Below are 20826 nucleotides of genomic sequence, written 5' to 3'. Positions count from 1 at the left end.
CAATTCTTTGACACTTAGGGGGCAGTTTGCAGCAAAATTTTGCCGGGCTTTTTTCCGATAAAATCATCGCCGGGCTCATGAACGCCGTACATGGTCATTTTGCCGATGTTGTCGCTCTTCTTTTATGTGCGGTAATTTTGGTTTGGTCATTTAAAAGAGTAGGGCTGCCGCCGATCTTAGCCTATTTACTCACAGGTTTGGTAGCCGCAGGTTATGGCTTGATAGATAACAGCCATGAGATCCATTTAATAGCTGAAGTGGGAATTGTTTTTTTGCTGTTTAGTTTGGGGTTGGAATTTTCTATCCCTAAACTAATGGCCATGCGCAGTGTGGTATTTGGCTTAGGCAGTGCACAGGTCTTGCTGTCTATTCTAATCGGCACATCGCTGGTTTCGTTATTTGGCTATAGTGGCTCAGAGTCTCTCATGATTGCCTGCATTGTTTCACTCTCTTCAACAGCTGTCGTCGTAAAAATCATGAAAGAAAGCGGTATGTTGAATATGCGTAAAGGCCAGCTTGCAATAGGGGTTTTACTGTTTCAAGACATCGCAGTAGTGCCCATGCTGATTATCTTTCCGCTTATGGCGAGTACCGACAATCAAGTTTTAGTTGGCGCGCTGGTCTTAGCTTTGGCTAAGGGCGCTTTTGTGTGTTTGCTACTATGGGCAATTGGTAAGTGGATACTACCCAAAGTGTTCAATGAGGTTGCACTGGCAAGGACCGATGAACTGTTTGTTTTAACGACGCTCGTGGTCGCTTTGTGTGCCGGTGCGCTTACCTATGCATTTGGGTTATCAATGGCTCTGGGGGCATTTTTGGCAGGCATGATGCTCGGAGAGAGCCAATACCGGCATCAGCTTGAAGCAGAAATAAGGCCATTTAGAGATATCTTAATGGGTCTGTTTTTCGTGACCGTCGGCATGCAATTAGATGTGGCTTATGTGATAACAGCTTTTGGCTATATTGTGGCGGCACTTGCTGCGTTGTTGTTGGCTAAAGTAACCATTATTTATTTTAGCGCCCAGTTGATGGGGGAGAGGAAAAGAGATGCTCTGGCATCGGGTGTGATGCTTTGGCAAATGGGGGAGTTTGGTTTTGTGTTGGTTGCCCTAGCAGGACAGCATAATTTACTAACCCCAGATACAGCCTCATTTTTGATTGCACTCGGTGTGTTATCTATGGCCCTTACACCGTACTTAATTGGAGAAATTGAGCGGTTACTTAAATTGTTCAAATTAGATGGTGAACATAAATCTGATTTTTCTTATGCGGGATTTAAAGAAAATACAGTGAAAGATCATGTGGTGATCTTTGGGTATGCCCGTGTTGGCCAAACTATCGCACGATTTTTAAAACCAGAAGCAATCCCTTATATCGCCATTGAGCGCAATCCAATTATTGTGCAAGAAGCGCAAACTGCAGGAGAGCCTGTTATTTTTGGCCACGCGGGGCAAAAGGCCATTTTAAAATCGGCCTGTGTCAATAAAGCGCGGTTGGTAATTGTGACCATGGATGACTTTGAGCAAAGCCAAATAGTAATAGATGCTTTGAAGCACTACGCCCCTGAAGTAAAAATCTTGGTAAGAATGCAAGATGACACCCATTTGGAGGACTTAAAGCAACTGGGTGTGACTGAAGTGGTCCCGGAGTCTTTGGAAGCAAGCCTCATGCTGGTTTCTCATGTGCTTTATATGTCAGGGGTGCCGATGCGTCGAATATTTAAGCGGGTGAGTAAAGAGCGGCAGAATCGCTATGAATACCTCCATGGCTTTTTTACCGGCAGTCCAGATGAAATGAACGAGTATGGAAACAATCACTCTAGCTTTGTGACCGATAGACTAGAGTATTTACATGCGGTTGCGCTGCCCGAAGATGCCTATGCAGTGGATAAAACCATCTCAGAGTTACAACTCGTTAGACATAAAGTGGTGGTTAAGGCGCTCAGACGTGATGGTATTGAAATTTCCATGCCTGATGAAGATATTTTGCTGCAATCGAGCGATGTGCTATTGCTCAAAGGCAAACCAAGACGGGTAGAGCGGGCAGAGCAGTTTATTCTAGACGGTTTGCCTTAATCTAACTCTAAAAATGCTTTGATCTCATCCAGTCGTTCTAGCCCGTCTTGATATCCAATATTAATGAGCTCTTGGGTATAGCTTTTTTCAAACAACAAGTAACTGGTTAAACTTGATTGAGAATGCTTTTTCACACCTATGGTTCTCAGTAGGAGCTTCACCGCAATGGGGAGGTCGTCGTAAAAATCGATAGCCAATTCATTGAAGTTATGTGATGGGTTGACAATAAGTGTATCAACGCGTTTTAACTCTTTGTGTTTATCTCTGGCTGGCAGCAAACTGAGTGTGCGGTTGACTCGTTCAAGTCGCTCTAAATCCGACTGCAAAGTATCGCTAAAAATACTATCTAACAGGTGGCCAGCGACGACAGACATACCCGGGAAGTGGGGCTCATAGCCAAGGGGTTGTTGTACTTTTGGTTGTTCAACACCAATGATGAATATCTTGCTTGCACCTAGGTGTATTGATGGGCTCAAAGGCGAGAGCTGGTGGATGGAACCGTCGCCATAATAGTTATGTTTAACTCTAACACTTGGAAACACCATGGGAATAGCACTAGAAGCCATAAGGTGGTCTATATTTAGCTGGGTTTGAATGCCCTCTCGTTTAGCGCGCTGCCACGGTTTGGCTTCCTTTGACTGAAAAAATGCCACCGATTTTCCACTGGAGTAACTCGATACGGTCACTGATAAAGCATCAATAAAACCACGTTGAATATTTCGGTCAATTCTCGCCAAATCAAGCACCTCTTCTAGCAAGACACGTAACGGGGTGTTATCGAGTAAACTGGCTGGTGGGTGATTTAAGTAATCAGCTTGAAAACTGCGCATAACGTTATTAAATAAGTGTCCGAATGCGCCGAGCAATGTACTTTTATACACCATGTTGGTATGAAAATTTTTCCAGATCCATTCAATTTTTCGAATGGCGAGGTGCATGTTAGAGGAGTAACACGCAAGGCCGGTGGAGTTGATAGCCCCGGCAGAAGTCCCATTGATAATTTTAAATGGTAGAGGGGCACTTCTGGGTAAACTCAGCGCAATGGCCTTGAGTACACCCACTTGATATGCCGCTCTCGCTCCACCACCGGTAAGTAACAACGCGATATGCGGCTTGCCAATTTTACACTGTACTTTTTTCATATTTGTTCCTTCGAAGTAGGGTGTAAGTTGCAACGATAAAAACAAGTCGCTTTCTTATACTATAATCAATTGATGACGAATGTATATTTTACATCTCTTATAAATATCAGCCTGTTACGTAATTTTGACAAATATTAAGTGGTAAAAAAGTGTCATGATTATGTGGTTTATTGTCGATTTGGTGCTTGTTTGCGCGGGTGTTCATGTAATTGTCAGCAAATCGGCGCGAGTTTGAGATAAACTCTCGTTAATGCGCGTTGACGCAGATGAGATATCTTTTAGTTTGTGTTTTAATTACAAAGTGCCGCTGAGGTAAATGCCTTAGCCGCCGAGTTTTTTAAGCGAATTTTACGGAGCCTCCATGTCAGAGCACAGTTCAGCAGAACCAAGGACAAATAAAAAGCCTTCTAACAGTCAATTACTTCTTGCGGCAATCGCAGTGGTTGCCTTGATCATTGTGGCTGTATTTGTATTAGCGAACAAAGATAGTAAGCCCGCAGAAAATACAAAATTTCGACAGGATGTCGTCGTGCCTGAAGAAACCCCTAAAACCGTTGTGAATACAGCGCGTCAAGAAGCTGAGCAAAACAAATCAGCTGAGGTTGCACCAAGTGTTGAGCCAGAACCAGTGGTTGAAGAGCCAACGGTTTCTCAAGTGACAGAACCTGAGCCAAGACCTCAAGAGCCAGTAGAACCTGTACTACCAAGTTTAGATGACAGCGACAATAGTGTGCGTGACACAGTTGCAAACTACCTGAGCAAACAGGCGATGGAGCTGCTGGTAACAGAAGATATGGTTAGGCGCAGTGTGGTGTTTATTGACAATTTAGCGCAAGGTAAAGTGGCTAAAAAACATTACCCTGTGAGTAAACCTTCCGATAACTTTATGGTCATTGAAGATGACTTAATTATCACGGACCCGAATAGCTTTGAGCGCTACACGCCTTATGTAAATATGTTGAACTCAATGAGCACCGCGCAACTTGTGCGTTTATATGAGCAGTATAAGCCGCTTATCAATGAAGCCTATGAAGAGATTGGCTACAACGGCGGCGAATTCGATTATACCTTACAAGAAGCGCTGGGCGAGTTACTTGAAACGCCTATTCCAGAGTCAAACTTGCCGCTTATTCAAGAGTCAGTGACCTATAAGTATGCTTACGCAGAGTGGGAGCAGTTGTCAGATGCACAAAAACTGTTCTTGCGTATGGGTCCTGAAAATATGAAAAAAGCCAAAAAGCGCCTACAAGCTTTTCAGCGTGCATTGGCTAACTAGTACAAATTTAATACTTAAATAATCAAAAGCTTGCTTACTTGCTTAAACAAACAGCAAACGAGCAAGCTTTTTTAGTTTTCGCTTGCATCCCAGTAAGAAAATCGCCATAATTCAACCCGCGCCAAACAAGGCCCTCAATGGTAGTCTTATTGGTCCTCTCGCAACAATAGTTCGTGAACCTGGTCAGGTCCGGAAGGAAGCAGCCACAGCGGATGACTTGTGTGCCGGGATGTGGCTGGTAAGACTACCACCCAAATTTCCTCATTGATGTTGTTTGAAGTGTAAGTCTTATTTATAGTACTTAAAACTATACTAATCTGTACTAATTCCTATCTTTCTAAAGTAAAAAACTAGACAGTAGTTCATTAGATCAATAGCACTTCATATACTAATCTACTAAAACTAATCAGCACTAATTGGTTTAGTTACCGTGTTAGTCAAAGTTATTTCGCTTGGCTCGGAGCAAGACATATCACCATTCTTTAGCTTTTTAGACACGACATCTGAATTTAGGCAGCTGATCCAAATTTGCGATGACGCAGAAGTTTTTACAGACTTAAAAGATGACTTAAAGAAAACCACGGCCATCAATCATAGATCAAACATGCTAAATACCATGCTGATGCGCATGGGCTACCAACCAATCCTGATGCCGCTCGACGACGAAGCGCAGCTTAAGCTTGGTAATGTGATGGTCAATGCCATGCTAACTGCCACTAAAGAGCCAGACAAAAGCAAAGCCATGACAATGCTCTCTACTTACCTTGATACTGAAGCTTACTTAAAAGACGCAGGTTTGCTCGAGAAAGGTGTACAAGCGATTGAAAGTAAAACAGGCATTAGCATCAGAACATTAGCAAACATGGCAACAGCCACTTTAGGAGTGAAGAAAAATGGCTAATCCAGTTGACCCAACGATAGTGCTGCAAGAGCTTTGCGCAAGCGCCACCACAAGAACCGCCAATGCTTTAACGGTATTGAATGCTGTGTTGGAGCAACAAAGTAAAATAACGCCTCTTGATTTTTCCATGGCAACGATCGGGCGGCTGTCTAAAGAGCAAGGCGGCCCATCAACACAAACCATCCGTAATCGCACAGGTAAGCATTTTCAGCAATTAATTGAGGCCTGGGCAGCCTATACAGGCACAACGTGTAAAAAGCCACTCTCAGTGCGTCAAAAGCAGTTATTGAACAGCAACGACCAACATATTTTGGATGCTATCGACGACCCTGTAATTAGAGCCGTAGTAGGGTCATTGATTGCCGAGCGTAACAAATACCGTGACCAACTCAATACATTAAAAGCCAACTCAGACTTGTTTATTGACCGAACCAAAGGCGATAAAACCAACACCACACTTGAAAACAAACAACTGGTACCGCTGGAAGTTGAAGCCATTAAAGACGCAATTTCTGATGCGTTTTTCAATAAATATGGCTGGGGAGTTATGCCCACAGGGCAAGTTAAAGATGCTGAGGGGAATGAGGTTTATAAGCGCGGGTATGTGAATGGGTTGAGGAAGTTGCTTTGAGGTGAGCGAATTCTAACCTGGCGGTTGTCTAAATGCCAGAAACGGTCTATCAGCGTAACTCGTTTCTGCCTCTTAATGGGTTAACATAAATGCTCTAAAAGACTGCTTTGAGCGAAAAGTGGACCTTCATCGTTTTTTGAGAACGTTGCTTTTTAGCTCCTTAACTAGCAACTTGCTCCTGTAGTCATGGAAACGACCAAATGGGTCGTTTTTATATATTTGCTAAAACACCGTGACCATAAAAATGTGATAGGTAGCAACATGTTATTATTTATGTTAAAACTGGAACAATCAGATAAACGACTCAATTAGTGGTAGAAAACGAACCATTGGGTCGATGTTAAATTGTTATAAGCCGTAAGCCGTAAGCCGGCATGGAGTATACCTGTGATTCTTGTAAAGGATTATGATGGAGTTAGCTAAAAGTCTTATTGATGTACCTCAAACAGAAAGAGGCGGAGAAATAGCTCAAAGAGGATTTGACTTTCAAGCCTGTTGGGCACTTTCTCATATGTTTGAATATGAACTACAAGGTAAGGAATATGTTTTTGTTTTTGAATATCATGACGACGTACTTATTCTTGATTCTGAAAACTTTCCAAAAAAAGCTACGTTTGCTCAAGTTAAAACTAATGAGAAACCTTGGACATTAAGTAAATTAATTTCGGCAACAAAGAAAAAGCCTATTTCATTTATTGGAAAGTTATTTGAACAAAAGAATAAGTTCAATAATTCAGATGTTGAATTAATGTTTGTTTCTAATGCTTATTTTAGTTTTGATAATAGGAATACGTTCAAGGCTGATGAGCTCAAACCAGAGGATCAAGATGCTTTAATAAGCAAAGTATCTAATCAATTATCTAGTAAGGAAGCTTTAGAACTCTCAAAATTAACATTCTTAACATCTGATTTGAGTTTAGAAGACCACTCTGTTCATTTAAAAGGTAAAATTTGTGACTTTTTTGAGAGCTATTTCAACGATAATCTTGAAATTAATCCAGCATCTTTTGCTAGAACTCTAGAAAGTGCATGCAGAGACAGAGCGAAAGTAAGATCATCAGATATTCGAAGCTTCGATGAACTAATCAGAAGGAAAGGTTTTACTTCTACATTTGTAAAAGAAACGCTTAATAATATTTGTGCAACAAAGATCTTACAACCTGATTGGGAAAATGCACGTGCGATATTCGCTGATATGGGGAAAAATCATATTCAGTTACTTTCATTGCAGTCGACATTTACGCGTATAAGCATCTCAGTAAAGTCATCTACAAGTGTTGAGAAACTGTACTTGGAAAAAGCAGACTTGTTATTCGACAAACAAGCTGTAGAAGCATCGATGATTGCGTATATCGCCGAATCAATTAAATCATTAGAAATAACTCTTCCTGATTACTCTTTGGCTCTTACTGAACCTAAGAAAGAATGCATCATTGTTTATTCAGTAATTAAAAATATCATAGGAGGCGAGGAATTATGAGCCTCATACATTTTAAAGATATATCGATTCTTTCTCGAAGAGATAAAAAAGGTTTTAGCTTTGAGTTTTCACCTACTGTAAATATGATCTTTGGTGATAATGATACAGGTAAATCGAGTTTGATTAAGGCGCTATACTTCACGCTTGGCGGCGATTGTCGGATTGATAAAGATTGGAAAGATGATGATATTATTACAAAAGTTTGCATAAGCGTTAAAGGGAAAAGTTATACATTTGTCAGGCATAACAAGAGGATTTCAATATTCTCAAATTCAGACGATACGAAGCCAATAGTAACATCGAGCCACATGAGCGCTATTGCTGATAAAGTTCGGGAAATTTTCGATTTTAATTTACAGCTATCTTACAAAAAAACAGGCAAACAAAGCCAAGCTAATCCAGCATGTCTATACCTGCCTTTTTATATCGATCAAGATAATGGTTGGCACACCGTTTTATCATCATTTTTAGGTTTAGCGATGTATGATGATTGGCAAAAAAACTCTTTACAGTTTCATTCAGGGATGAAGCCAAAAGAATATTATGAATTGGTAGGTGAAATCAAAACAATACAGCTCGAACTTGAAGAACTTAGTGCAACACTTACAGTAGTTCTTGCAGCTAAGAAGAGATTTGAAGAGTCGTTTGGCAGAGTATTATTTGATATAGATATTGAATACTATCAAGATTTGCTGAATAAATTTTTAGCAAAATGTCAGGAACTCAATGAAGAAGAATCAGAGTTTAGATTAAAACTATTAAGCTTACTTTCTAATAGAGATTCTATAGCAAATGAAATTGACATATGCAGAGGTCTCATAGAAAACTTTGATGATTATACAACTAATGACGCAGCAGAAAAATATCACATGTTTGAAAATAGGGAGCAAATTTTAGAAATTCTTCCTCAAATGTATGATGAGAAGCAAGGTTTAGATGACCAAATAAACTCAATCAAAGAAGAGTTGCGCCAGTCACAAACATTAAGTTCAGAACTAAACTCAATGATGAAAGAGGTTAGAGGTGAATTGACATTACAGGATGTAATAAAGTCTCAAGCAAGTAAAGAAGTAGAGTTTACTTTTGATGAACAAATAAAAAGCCTTCATGAAAAAATTGGTTCTAAAACGACTGCTTTAGAAGCGTTAATTAAACGTCAAAATGAGTTTACTGATAAAAAACGCACGCAAAGTATAAACGATGATTTCAAATCTTATCTATCGATGGCGCAGGAAAAGTTGGGCATAGGCTCGCCTATTATTGCTCCCTTAATTCAGTATGGGAAAATCACAAAGAGCAAGACAGGTAGTAGAAGCCCAAGATCTATTTTTGCTTATCATTATGGGCTACTAAAAACTATGGAAAAACACTCTTCTGTAAACATGCTACCTATTGTAATTGATTCTCCTAAACAGCAAGATCTTGATACGGAAGGTACCGAGAAGCTAATTGCTTTATGTACAGAAGATTTAGGGAGAAATAATCAAGTAATTATTGGCGCTGTATCACTAGAAAGTAATATGCATGGTTACCATCAAATTGAGCTTACAGAAAAGTATAGTTTATTGAAGTTAGATGATTATGAAGAGGCTTATAAAAAAATAATGCCTTTTTATGAAAAAGGTATGTGCTATTAACGGCTTGTAACAAATCGTTAAAAAGACCGAAAACAGTTGGCTTTTAACGAGGTGCTATATGCCAGAAAAGAATTTTTTAATCCATTATTTATAATATTGAGACGATCATATGAAAATTTATACTGATAGCCACCCAAAGAAAAGCAAAGAAAAGTACATATTTCTAGAGCATAGTAATTGGGATGACTACTCATATCAGTCAACATATAATGTCTATTATTACAATGGATTCAAAGAGATTCATCTCGGTGAAGCAAAACTAATTGACTCAGAGAAAGGTGTTGGCAAGGTAAAGGTTGACAATGATATAAGCTCTTTACCTTACAATTTGTGCTCTCTTGGCCAAACAAAGGAATACTATAGAGACTTAAAGAAATTATCAAAAACTGAGTTTGATTTAATACTTAAAGCTCTAAATGATTGTGCATATGATGATGGTATATATAAAATTTTCCGAGATTTAGACCAGTTTAAGTCTTCCGCTGTAAGATTCAGTACTGCGGAGCAAGCTTTGAGTTTTGGGCGGGAGGTATTTTCAAGAACTATTAACAGTGATATTAAACCTTGCCACTCTTTTACATTTAATACTTTGCTAAAAGGTTTTAAGAAAAGCCACAAGCTAAATTTTAAATTTTTTGATAAAAAAGACAAAAAAATACCGTCAAATATAAATGTTGTTATAGGCAGAAATGGCACAGGTAAAACACAATTACTTAGTGATTTAGCTAAAACGATCTCAGGTTATGGTTTTGACAAAGATGAGCTAATAGAATCTAGAGATAATAAGTTTGGCAATACTAACCCTGTTTTTGGCCATGTAATAGTTATTTCATATTCTGCATTTGACAGCTTTGAAATACCTGGAAAAGATGAACAAGAAAGAAATAAACTCAGTTTAGCAGGTCACGTTCATGGTTATAAGTACTGTGGTCTAAGAGAAAGAATTAGTAGCGAACAGTATAGATTGAAGGATATATCAGAAATAACTAAAGACTTTCACGCCTCCTTTGAGAAAATAGAAAATCTAGGAAAAGAGGATGAGTGGTTTTCATGTATAGAGCATGTGTTAAATGATTTGTCATTTCAAAATTTAAGTAAGAATAAGTTAAGGAAAAGTTTTAAGAAGTTAAGTTCTGGCCAAAAGATAATACTCTCTATACTTGCTGGTGTGTATGAGCATATTGAAAATAATTCACTTATAATCTTAGATGAACCAGAAACTCACTTACATCCATCCTTAATGTCTGCATTTATGCACTCTCTCAGAGATATTCTAGAGTCTTTTGACTCTTACGCAATTATAGCGACTCACTCTCCTGTTATTTTGCAAGAAACACCGTCAATGTTTGTACAAGTACTCGGTGGAACTACGAGTATACCTTCTGTAAAATCTTTGAAGTTAGAGTCCTTTGGCGAAGAAATATCGACACTAACTGAAGAAGTGTTTCACGTATCTTATGAAGATGCGAACTTTTACAAAACACTTAGTAAGCTTTCTAAAGAGGGATATTCAATTTCAGAAATAGAGAAGTTGTTTGAAAAACGTTTAGGCTTTACTGCAAAAAGCTTTATTGAGACGTTGTAGGTTATTAGTATGAGAAATTTACCTATACCAACTACTTTAAATAAAAAGAAACTAACAAGAATAATTAACTCTAAAAACAGACCTTACAAAGGTAGACTAGTTCGTGTTCGACCAGCGGTAAAACGCAGGTATGATGAATATGATGCTCATGCAGAGCAGCTTGAAAACTTGGCTATAAGTACCATCACAGGTGTTAATGCTGATGCTCTTATAAAATGCTACACATCTAAAACTGGTGAAATGTCAACTTTAAGAGATGAGCTTTTGTATCCAGATATAGAAGACTTTGATGCTTGTCCATTTTGTGGGATTGGTGAACCTACTACACTTGACCATTACTTGCCCAAAGAGAATTTTCCTGAGTTTTCTGTTTTAGCAAAAAACCTAATTCCTATTTGTGGGGTTTGTAATAGCAATTACAAAGGTTCCAATTGGATTAATAATGGTCAGCGTCTATTTATTCATACATACTATGATATTTTTCCAGATGAATGTTTTTTGAATGCATTAATTACAGTAAATAATAAGGTCGCAATAGAATTCTTGCCAATTGCAGTAGTTAATGAGCCTTACTTTTCTGATTTGTTTGACAACCATTTCAAAAAGCTAGCCTTACAGAAAAGGTACAGAATAAAAGCTGCATCTGAAATAAGTAGAAAAAGACGAAGTTTAGAAAGGATATTTTTCGGAGGAGGAACAGCTTGTGATGTAGCAAGATCTTTAAGGACTGAGGCTTCAAAATTAGAGGTGGAATATTCAAAGAACCACTGGAAGCCAGTCCTTTACAAAGCCCTATCAGGGTCTGTAGATTTTTGTAATGGAGGGTTTCAAAAGCCTGTGGTGAAATAGCGTATAATAATAACCAAATCAGGAATAACCTAATGTGACAGTCACAAACTATTTGCATAAATTACGTTGCTTGAATACTGTTTAAATATCCAGTTAAGGTTGAGTTAAATAGGAATTACAAGAGCAAGGAAGCACTGATAGATTTGACGTCGACATCTTATTATCACTTAATTGCACGGTGTTGTGGTTCAATAAACCCGGACACAACTTTAGGTAGTATGATTACCACTTAACTAGTCGTGTCAAATGGACAGAAAACGTCGAACATTTAGTAAAGAGTTTAAACTTGAAGCAGCTTGCTTAGTTTTAGATAAAGGTTACTCATTTCCAGATGCATGCCGCTCCTTGGATGTGGGTGAAACTACCCTAAGACGGTGGGTTCAGCAACTTGAGGTTGAAAGGAGCGGTGAAACACCGAAGTCGAAAGCTTTGACGCCTGAACAACAGAAGATCCAAGAGCTTGAAGCCCGTATCAATCGCTTAGAACGAGAGAAATCGATTCTAAAAAAGGCTACCGCTCTCTTAATGTCAGAAGAAACAAACAGTATTCGTTAATAGACCAATTAAGTGAGCAAGATCCGGTTGAACTGGTTTGTAATGTCTTCGATGTCGCCCGTTCAAGTTTTTATGACTACAAGCGTCGCCTTAGTGCCATTGATACTTGCGAGGTGTACCTTCGAGCTAAACTCAAAGAGTGCTTTAAATTAAGCCGAGGCTCCGCAGGAAGTCGAACACTCTCGGCAATGCTGGCCGAGTATGATATTGATGTTGGCCTTTTAAAATCAGGCGGATTTTAATCGCATTGCGACGAAAAAACCTTAGGCTTGGAAATATATTTCCACAATTTAATTCTAACTTTTAAAAAGTGCCTGTCCTATTTTTTCCGGAGTTAATTGAAAATCTGTACTTCCTACACCTCTAAACCAAAGGTCATGGTTGAGCTCAGAAACAGCCTCTACATATTGTCCTAGACTTAAAATCACTAAATTTTCCTTATGATAAACCTATGAGTACAACTAATTATTAGTCTTGATGGTTTTATAAATAGTATTTCTAGAGATATTTAGCTCTCTAGCGATTGCTGCAATCGGTTGATTTTGCTTGTGTAAGCGGTGGATATCAAGTTTTACGTCGTTGGATATTGGCTTGCGGCCCTTGTATTTACCTGCTTTTTTAGCAGCTGCAATGCCCTCGAGCTGGCGCTCTTTTCTAATATTAAGCTCAAACTCGGCGAACACGGAGAGCATATCTAAAAAGGCTTTGCCCGAGGCCGAGTCGGTTGAGATGGGCTGCTCTAGCGCTTGTAGCTGAATGTCGTTGGATTTTAAGAGGTTCACTAAGGTTTGTAGATCGAGTACGGAACGAGCGATACGGTCGACTCGAGTCACGATTAAGGTATCACCGGCACGAAGGTAGGCAAGTAGGGCTTGAAACCCATCGCGTTTGGTATTCGATGCTGATGCCATATCGGTAAACACCTTGTCACAACCAGCTTCCTCAAGTTTGGCTACTTGTAAATCTAAAGACTGATCTGTAGTTGAAACTCGCGCATATCCAATCTTACTCATGGTAATTGTTCATTTAGCATCTAGACTAAATAAACATAGTGCGTACTAACGCCTTAAACCACCCTAAATGAACACTTTTAATCAGCATTGGTGATGATCAATTAGGGTATACGCTATTTGAACTTATGCTTTGCCGCAGTTTTAGGAAACGCCACCACAATGGACTTGCAAAACCCCGACCTGATTTTAGTCAAGCGCCTATCGGAGCATTCATGCTCTTACTTCGCGGTTGAAAGCATTGCGGGTACCGATGTGGTGTTGACGGATATTGAAAGCGGTGGGCTGTTTAATTTTGCAAAGCCAAGGCTTGAGCAACTGGTTTCAAACGGTCATCTCAGAACCATTGCACGGCGAGAACTGCCCACCAAGCTAACCTTTAAACCACTCAATAACGTTAAAAAGCCTGAAATGGAGGCAGCTGAAGACCTTGCTTCCAGAAAAGAAATGGAGCGACGTTATAAGTATGTGCAAGGCGCAATTGAACAAAGCGTACCAGCTTATACCGAAAAATGGTTAACTCCGTATATTACCCAAAAGGCAGCGGAAATAAACGACAGCAGCCCACCTTCATGGCGCACGCTAGCCCATTGGAACAAAACCTTTGTGGAAAGCGGCTGGGATAAACACGCACTTATGCCAAGGCATAAAGCCAAAGGTAATCGCACCAAGCAACTACCTCAAGAAGTACATAACCTAATTGATGAAGTGATCAACGAATACCTGCGCACGCATACGGTTGTGAGGTATCAAAAGGTTTATGACCAGCTTTTAGAGCAGCTTGAGAAGCTTAATGCTGAAAGGCGTGAAGCTGATTAAAGTGAGCTAAAACCATGCAGCTATAGATGGATGGTGAATAGGCTTCAAAATACGCAGAAATGAAGTGAAAAAGCGAGGAGCAGATCTTCGCTTTCTTTATTTTTGGCTTTTTAGTTACAAGGTTCTCGTTCACTAAGATTGTTAGTTTTTCAAGGAGAGTTAGATGGCAAAACCGATTGCTTTTGGAGTATACCAATTTAGAACCAAGAAAAGAGCTATTGAAGAGGCACGTCTCAGGATAAATAAATATCAAGGAGGTGAGCGACTTAGTGTTGAGGACGAGCTTTTTTTTGCATCTCTATTTACGCTTCATTCTGAGTTTGAGGAAAAGAAAGGTGTTGGGATAGATCATATTAAAGTTCAAAGAGATTTTCACAATAATCGATGTTTATATATACACAGAGTAGATGGCACTGAAATCGATTGTAGTTGGGTGCACTGTATACAACCAGCATCTAGGAAAACAGTGATCTCAATGGCATTTAGGAGAGCGGTTAAAAAATTGATTATGGCGTATAAAAAAGCCCAGTTAGAGGAAGTTGATATGTGCCCAATACTCGGGGTTACGTTGACTTATGACAATAGCCATGTTTCTTACTTAACCCCTTCATTTGAAAATCTTTTAAATAACTTCCTCAGTGAACGTCAAATAGACATTGAGTCTGTTGCGTTAACAAACCCTAGCCCCGATGACACAGATCAACGTGGGCAGGTAGCGGAGCCTAGCTTGGTAGAGGAGTGGCGTAATTATCATCAAAATAATGCGACTTTGCAGTTGCTTAGTGCAAAAGCAAATCTACGTAGATTGAAAATCTAACAGGGCTTTAAACGTCCTTTGAATTAAGTGGAAATAACGAGAGTAAGTATGGATATAGAGAGTAAGCTAGTTGAGATATTTCGTAGCCGCTCTGCTGGGCCTTTTTTATTTTTAGGTTCTGGGTTTTCAAGGAGATTTTTGGGCTTAGAGGACTGGAGAGGACTACTTAGCAAGTTCTGTATTACAGGAAAGCCTTTCGAATATTACTTGTCAGCAGCTAATGGTAATTACCCTAAGGTTGCGGCACTGCTTGCTAAGGACTTTAATGAATATTGGTGGAGTGAAGCTGAGTACTCAAAAAGTGTAGAGAGATTTAAATTAAAAATTTTAGATGAAACATCAGCTCTTAGAATAGAGATTTGTAATTACCTATCGACATTAGATCAATCTATAGCTAAAGAGTCTAAATACGCGGAAGAAGTAAAACTACTCTCAAACTTAAATGTTGATGGAGTAATTACTACAAACTGGGATATGTTTATTGAGCAACTATTCCCAGAATAGAAAAACATACATTGGACAAGAAGAGCTCCTATTCTCTAACCCGCAAGAAATAGGTGAAATATATAAAATTCACGGCTGTTCAACAAGTTCCAGCTCTTTGGTTTTAACCGATTCTGATTATGATTCATTTAATCTAAAAAACACTTATTTAGCAGCGAAATTAATTACCTTGTTTGTTGAACACCCAGTAGTATTTATAGGGTATTCAATTTCTGATGAGAATATTAGTAGCCTACTTAAGGCAATATCTGGTTGTATAGGAAGAGAGAATATAGAACAACTTCGAAAGAATTTAATATTTATTCAGCGACTATCAGAGGGGGAAGAACCTAACATATCCGATACTTACTTGACCATTGAAGGAATTCAAATACCGCTAGTATTAGTCAAAACAAATGATTTTCTTCCAGTTTATAAGGCAATACATTCTACAAAGAGAAAAATACCAGCAAGAGTGCTTAGATATTGCAAGGAGCAATTATACGAATTGGTACAGTCTTCTGAGCCGGAGAAAAAAATATGCGTGGTTGATATTGATGAAATAGAATCAAAAGATGATGTTGAATTTCTAGTTGGTGTTGGAGTTGCTCAGCAAGCGTCAGTTGGACCATCTCCTATTGGCTACGAAAGCCTTGATACTAATGATCTTTTTGAGGACTTACTGCACGAAAATAAAGAATACGATGGTGAACAAATCCTAAGGCATGTGGCGCCAAAATCTTGCAAATCAACACCAAATGTTCCTGTGTTTATGTATTTACACAAGATTGGTATTACTGACGAGCTGGCTTACAAAAGTTCAGAGTTTATGTTAGATAAAGTTGTATTTAGAGATCCTAAGAAACTTCGAATGAACTCATACTCAAAGCCATATTTTAGGAATTATAGGCATATGAATATGGAACAGATCCTTGAGGCTTGTACACCTGAAAATGCCGCAGCATACATTCCATTTCTAAGTCTAGATAAAATTAACGTTGATTTATTACATCAATTTTTAATTGAGAATGAAGACAAATTTGATTATGAAAACTCTAGCTACGCAAGTAGTTTTAGAAAGCTAGCTGCACTTTATGATCGACTGAAATGGGGCTGGCAATAACAAGCCTCGATAGAAATTTTTAGGTGCTTATTCCCCAAACTTTCGGTATTAGTATATAGCAAGTCAAAATGCTTGATACAGTTGAAATGTTATGTAAGTGACTTCCTTTTTTGACTACTAATTTTTCATTGCTATATCTCATTGTTTTATTTGTGTATTCTATATTTAGTACACTTTCCACTATAAATTTGTAAGTCTGCAAATTTGTAGTAAAACCCCGCATAAAAATTGAATTATAATCCCTGCATAGCCTACTTTTAAATCGTCTCGTATATTCGGTGATGGTTATGATCAGGCGTAAACTAAAGCACTCCAGAGTCAAAAATCTCTATAAGTTTGCAAGTCAAAAGAACAAAGCCACTTGCTTAGTTGAATCATCCTTAGAGTTCGATGCGTGTTTTCACTTTGAATACTCTCGTGAAATAAAAGCTTTTGAGGCTCAACCGTTAGTATTTGGATATGAATTCAATGGCAAGGTTTGCGCGTACACTCCTGATTTTTTGATTACTCATCATGAGAAGCCGCAAAAACTTATTGAAGTTAAACCCTTTAGTAAAATATCAAACCCTGAATTTAGGGCACGCTTTGCGCAAAAACAGTTAGTTGCCAAAGAGCAATTAGGTATTGAACTGATATTAGTTACCGACAAGCAAATTCGTGTTTATCCAACCTTAGACAACTTAAAGTTGCTTCATCGTTACTCGGGGTTTCAGTCTTTAACAGACCTCCAACTCTCCATCATTCAGCTACTTAACCAATGGCAAAAGCTTACTATTCAAGATTTGGTAATGACCCTAAAAGCCTCCATCGGTGAGGTACTTGCCTCGGTATATCGTTTATTGTCTTTAGGCAGTGTTAATTCAGACTTAAACACAGAACTTACTTTAGAGTCGGTGATTTGGGCTGATGGAGTTTGAAGACGAGTTTAACGTTGAGGAAGAACCCCAAAAGTTAGTTGAAACCGCTAAAGCGGAAGAGCCTAACCCTCAACCTCGCGATTTAGAGTCACTACCAGAGGAAGTGCAGGCAGCTACACTTGCTCGACTTAAATATATCAAGTGGCTCAAACAGCGTTTAATTGGTGGTTGGACACAAAAAAATTTAACGCCATTACTGGATGAAATGCCTGAATTTCAAGGGCAAGAAAAGCCAAAGTGGCGCACTGTTGCTGGGTGGCATGCTGACTATATTAAAGCCGAGGAAGACATTCATGCTTTGATCCCAAAGCATCATCGCAAGGGCAACCGCCAAGCTCGCACCGAGACAGATAAACTCTTCGAACTTGCCCTCATGCGTTATTTAATAAGAGAAATACCGTCTGTTGCGTCAGCGTATTCCGAATTATTTAATTCAAGTTTTAGAAAGTTATCAATATGTATAATTTATTTATATGAATAGGTATTGGTTCAGTAGATAGCGTTACAATAGGGTGCTTATTGCCTTTGCTATTCCATACTTGAATGCACTTACAATTAAAGTCAATATTGTTTCACTCTTAATTGTACCGCTTTCATTACTCTTAAACCACTTCCGTATATAAGGCCTGCAATAAGGCAATAAGGCAATAACGCTTAGTTAAATGAGTTATAAGCAGCTTAACTTCTTCTGGTGTCATAACGACAGATAGTTTTGCTTGTTTTTTCTGTGGGCAAAATTTAAGTTTAGCGACAGTTCTTTTTTATTATATGTTTTTATAAAAATAATAATGAAATGAGTGCCGTGGCTTGTGTTCATGGTGCAACTCTTGTTAAATGCTCTAGGTAGTACTCGACCTCGTTGTCCCCCATTGAAGCGGGGTGACGCTTGTTATGAAAATGGATATAAGATGCAATCCATTTTAGGTACGTTTCTACGGCGCGTAATGAATGCTGACGTACCAACATATAATCAGCGATATAATTTAAAAGTGGGGAGCGTGTTTTCATGTCATCATCAATAAGGGTGACTATGTAAATATACAGTTCTGACTATTCTGCTCCCGTATTCAAGAAAATGAGCACCGAGCGCATTTTCTTTTTTCTGAATATCTTTATCACCAGTAAAATATTTATAGTTGGTAATGCATTACGTTATTTTAAAAAGTAGATTTATTAAATATATGAGCGTGACATCGGCAGAAAGATGCGCGACGCGTGAACTATAAAATTGTTATGCACTAAGAGATTATGGAATACAAAGAGGTTAAGGAAATTATTCAATATCATGCTCTCGAGGGGGTTGGTTACACTTCGAGATTTGGTAAATATCCAAATTAATTTCAGCGTTAGAGGCTGTATCAGCACATTTATCAGGATCAGATATCATTGAAAAAGAGCTTGCAGGGTGGATTTTTGCAACATCTGATCAAGCCTAGGGCAACTACAATGGCGCTGCTATCAAGAGAATTGAGCTGAAGACAGGTTTCACCGAGTCAGATCTGTTTCAAATTAACGAGTTGGTATATGCAATACTTGAGCAATAACAGCATAACAAGGCGCAGCAACGGACTGTCAAACCTGTCATTTTTTGTGCAGCTACGTAGCACAAAAACCGCCAGATTTTCCAGCCGCTGTGCGTGGCGTTAAACATCACGGCGCGTAATTCCTAGCCTTGGTATAAAAATAATTACAAAAAAATTGTGTTTACATGATCATGGAGTTTTAGACATGTTTTTACCCATTAACCTAAAGTATTTAACGATTATACTTTTTTCAGTATTGTTGTTTGGCTGCTCATTAGGCCAGATTGAAACCAACCAAAATGTTTATTCTGTACAAGATACCGCTTATGTAAATGGACACTTTTTTGATCCAAAGAATGGTTTTGAAAACAAGGTTATTGTTGTTAGAGATGGGACTGTTTTCACCAAAACAGAGACTTTACCTGACGACTTTCCAGGGGAAAAAATCGATCTGCAGGGAAAATGGGGGATCCCGGGCCTTATTGACATGCACACCCATTCGTTTGGAAACTTTATACCTTATTCTAAGAACGATGCACCGGGCACACAGGCTGTTTCAGAAAGAGTATTGAAAGCAGGAGTCACTGGCTTTGTTGACTTATTCGGTGATGAACAAAGTCTTATTAATGTTAGAACTAAGCAACGAAATGGGGAATTTCTGGGGGCAGATATATATGCTAGCCTGACTTGTTTTACAGCACCTAAAGGCCATTGTTCCGAATATGGTATTGCTACAAGAACGGTGACATCTGTTGCGGATGCAGTAAGAGAGATGACCGAGTTAGCGACCCAGGACCCTGATGTGATAAAAATTGTTTATCAACCTTCTGACGATCAACCTTCGATTTCAAAAGAAGTATTTGCGCAATTAGTTAAAACATCTAAGCAGTTTGGTATCAAATCTATTGTTCACATTAAAACCTGGCAAGATATTAGAGATGCGATAGAAGTTGGTGCTTCAGCTGTCACCCATGTACCACGCGGTGAAATTCCAAAGGACATACCAGCCCTTATGGCGAAAGCCGGAATTGTGATGATACCCACATTAACCATTCATACAGATTTCGTTAATTATTTATTTGACCCAACGGTGTTAGATGCCCCTTTAATCAAGGAACTTGTTCCAGATGCTTTAATATCAGCCTATCGCCACGCAGATCTAATTGCTAAATATAAGAGTAAGCAGGCTAAATTTAGAGAGCGAAATTCTGTCACTTTTTCTTCAGTCAACGCAATGATTAATGCTGGTGTTAGGGTTCTTGTAGGCACGGACTCGGGGAATTGGAACACTATTCAAGGTTATTCTGTTCATAGAGAGATGAAACTTCTAGTTGATGCGGGTATGACACCTCACCAAGCGATTGCTTCAGCAACATCTTACTCTGCCAACTTTATGGGTATTAAAAGTGGTGTCAATGAAGGCGATAAGGCCAATTTTGTTATCTTAAATGCCTCACCGAGCGAGGATATTATGAATACACAGAGTATTTCTCTTGTGGTCAAAAATGGAAACATCGTGGTACAAAATAGTTTTAACGATGACAAGTCGTAGTTTTTGCAGAGACCACTGGTAAGTTAATATTCTTGTGTGCATAGAAATGTGCCGTTTAACAAAGTAATTAAGCCGGATTCGTAACAATTGGCTCGGTTCCGCTTCGTTCCACATTTAGCCAACTGTTACTCACCGCTTATTGCAGCGTTAAGTTTCTCAGGAGATAAACCATGGAGTATATTTTATTTATTCATAATAACGCGGATACTCCCACAGTCCCGAGCAATGGGAGTATTTCATTACTATCGCACCCAAAGTGGTATGTTCAATGGTGGAAGCGAAATTAGCACTAGACTCCAAATTGGAAGTAAGGATGTCATTGATACTACCTCATCTGTAGGTGGCTACATGAAATTTGAATCAGATGACATTAATAAGGTTTATAAATTATTAGAGCTGCATCATAAGCAAATGCCGCGCTTACTTCAAACCGTGCTCGTAAGTGCTCGAC

18 protein-coding genes, 1 other RNA gene and 1 pseudogene are annotated in these 20826 nt (G+C 38.8%); 17 read left to right on the top strand and 3 right to left on the bottom strand.

What is annotated here, in order from left to right:
- Window positions 1–77 precede the first annotated feature (77 nt).
- Window positions 78–2075, top strand: coding sequence for a monovalent cation:proton antiporter family protein (locus N483_RS06430; protein WP_036977359.1), 1998 nt, complete (start codon window positions 78–80; stop codon window positions 2073–2075).
- On the opposite strand, the gene N483_RS06425 is transcribed toward N483_RS06430, so the two are convergent.
- Complete coding sequence (locus N483_RS06425) at window positions 2072–3217, bottom strand: patatin-like phospholipase family protein (RefSeq protein WP_023401871.1); 1146 nt, start codon at window positions 3215–3217, stop codon at window positions 2072–2074. The two genes, N483_RS06430 and N483_RS06425, sit on opposite strands and share 4 nt — an antisense overlap.
- Before the next feature lie 361 nt (window positions 3218–3578).
- On the opposite strand from N483_RS06425, the gene N483_RS06420 reads away from it, so the two are divergent.
- The 9 genes and pseudogenes from N483_RS06420 to N483_RS27440 form a co-directional block, all read left to right on the top strand.
- Window positions 3579–4493, top strand: coding sequence for a DUF3014 domain-containing protein (locus N483_RS06420; RefSeq protein WP_023401872.1), 915 nt, complete (start codon window positions 3579–3581; stop codon window positions 4491–4493).
- Between the two features lie 147 nt (window positions 4494–4640).
- An RNA gene (ffs, locus tag N483_RS06415) (signal recognition particle sRNA small type) lies at window positions 4641–4737 on the top strand.
- 186 nt (window positions 4738–4923) lie between these two features.
- Window positions 4924–5394 carry a hypothetical protein gene (locus N483_RS06410; protein WP_023401873.1) on the top strand — a complete coding sequence of 157 codons (471 nt, stop codon included), beginning with the start codon at window positions 4924–4926 and terminating at the stop codon, window positions 5392–5394.
- Window positions 5387–6025, top strand: a complete 639-nt coding sequence (gene gmtX / locus N483_RS06405; RefSeq protein WP_023401874.1) for a gamma-mobile-trio protein GmtX — start codon at window positions 5387–5389, stop codon at window positions 6023–6025. Before N483_RS06410 ends, gmtX begins: the two co-directional genes overlap by 8 nt.
- A 406-nt stretch (window positions 6026–6431) precedes the next feature.
- Complete coding sequence (locus N483_RS06400; protein WP_080672675.1) at window positions 6432–7505, top strand: DUF4297 domain-containing protein; 1074 nt, start codon at window positions 6432–6434, stop codon at window positions 7503–7505.
- Window positions 7502–9142, top strand: coding sequence for an ATP-binding protein (locus N483_RS06395; RefSeq protein ID WP_023401876.1), 1641 nt, complete (start codon window positions 7502–7504; stop codon window positions 9140–9142). The genes N483_RS06400 and N483_RS06395 overlap by 4 nt, the downstream gene beginning before the upstream one ends.
- Window positions 9143–9251: 109 nt before the next feature.
- Window positions 9252–10727 (top strand): AAA family ATPase, encoded by a 1476-nt coding sequence (locus tag N483_RS06390; protein ID WP_023401877.1) that lies wholly within the window; start codon window positions 9252–9254, stop codon window positions 10725–10727.
- A gap of 9 nt (window positions 10728–10736) precedes the next feature.
- Window positions 10737–11576: a hypothetical protein gene (locus tag N483_RS06385; RefSeq protein WP_023401878.1), complete on the top strand. Its 840-nt coding sequence runs from the start codon at window positions 10737–10739 to the stop codon at window positions 11574–11576.
- Between the two features lie 246 nt (window positions 11577–11822).
- Window positions 11823–12358 (top strand): annotated as a pseudogene (locus N483_RS27440) (transposase); the annotation flags it as partial.
- A 234-nt stretch (window positions 12359–12592) separates the two neighbouring features.
- On the opposite strand, the gene N483_RS06375 reads toward N483_RS27440, so the two are convergent.
- Window positions 12593–13144 (bottom strand): recombinase family protein, encoded by a 552-nt coding sequence (locus N483_RS06375; protein WP_023401881.1) that lies wholly within the window; start codon window positions 13142–13144, stop codon window positions 12593–12595.
- Window positions 13145–13303: 159 nt separating this feature from the next.
- Here N483_RS06375 and N483_RS06370 point away from each other — a divergent pair, with 159 nt between their 5' ends.
- From N483_RS06370 to N483_RS27435, 6 genes are all read left to right on the top strand, one after another.
- The gene (locus N483_RS06370; RefSeq protein WP_023401882.1) at window positions 13304–13960 is read left to right on the top strand and encodes a hypothetical protein; all 657 of its coding nucleotides are present in this window, start codon (window positions 13304–13306) and stop codon (window positions 13958–13960) included.
- Between the two features lie 163 nt (window positions 13961–14123).
- Window positions 14124–14777 carry a DCL family protein gene (locus tag N483_RS06365; protein ID WP_023401883.1) on the top strand — a complete coding sequence of 218 codons (654 nt, stop codon included), beginning with the start codon at window positions 14124–14126 and terminating at the stop codon, window positions 14775–14777.
- 48 nt (window positions 14778–14825) lie between these two features.
- Entirely contained in the window at window positions 14826–15281 is a 456-nt protein-coding gene (locus N483_RS27220; protein WP_023401884.1) for a hypothetical protein, read from the top strand.
- A complete protein-coding gene (locus tag N483_RS06360; protein WP_023401885.1) occupies window positions 15259–16383 on the top strand; it encodes an SIR2 family protein in 1125 nt (374 codons plus the stop codon). Before N483_RS27220 ends, N483_RS06360 begins: the two co-directional genes overlap by 23 nt.
- A 287-nt stretch (window positions 16384–16670) precedes the next feature.
- The gene (locus tag N483_RS06355; protein ID WP_023401886.1) at window positions 16671–17300 is read left to right on the top strand and encodes a TnsA endonuclease N-terminal domain-containing protein; all 630 of its coding nucleotides are present in this window, start codon (window positions 16671–16673) and stop codon (window positions 17298–17300) included.
- Entirely contained in the window at window positions 17290–17781 is a 492-nt protein-coding gene (locus tag N483_RS27435) for a hypothetical protein (RefSeq protein ID WP_023401887.1), read from the top strand. The genes N483_RS06355 and N483_RS27435 overlap by 11 nt, the downstream gene beginning before the upstream one ends.
- Window positions 17782–18113: 332 nt before the next feature.
- Here the strand turns inward: N483_RS27435 and N483_RS27430 are convergent, their stop codons facing one another.
- Window positions 18114–18308 carry a phage integrase N-terminal SAM-like domain-containing protein gene (locus N483_RS27430; protein ID WP_063383318.1) on the bottom strand — a complete coding sequence of 65 codons (195 nt, stop codon included), beginning with the start codon at window positions 18306–18308 and terminating at the stop codon, window positions 18114–18116.
- A gap of 720 nt (window positions 18309–19028) precedes the next feature.
- Between N483_RS27430 and N483_RS06340 the strand changes: the two genes are divergently transcribed.
- Window positions 19029–20375, top strand: a complete 1347-nt coding sequence (locus tag N483_RS06340; protein WP_023401888.1) for an amidohydrolase family protein — start codon at window positions 19029–19031, stop codon at window positions 20373–20375.
- Window positions 20376–20826: the final 451 nt, after the last annotated feature.

The sequence above is a fragment of the Pseudoalteromonas luteoviolacea NCIMB 1944 genome (assembly GCF_001625565.1).
GTDB classification, from domain to species: Bacteria; Pseudomonadota; Gammaproteobacteria; order Enterobacterales; family Alteromonadaceae; genus Pseudoalteromonas; species Pseudoalteromonas luteoviolacea_F.
The sequence above is the reverse complement of the archived record's forward strand: the minus strand, read 5'-3'. Positions and strand labels throughout refer to the sequence as shown.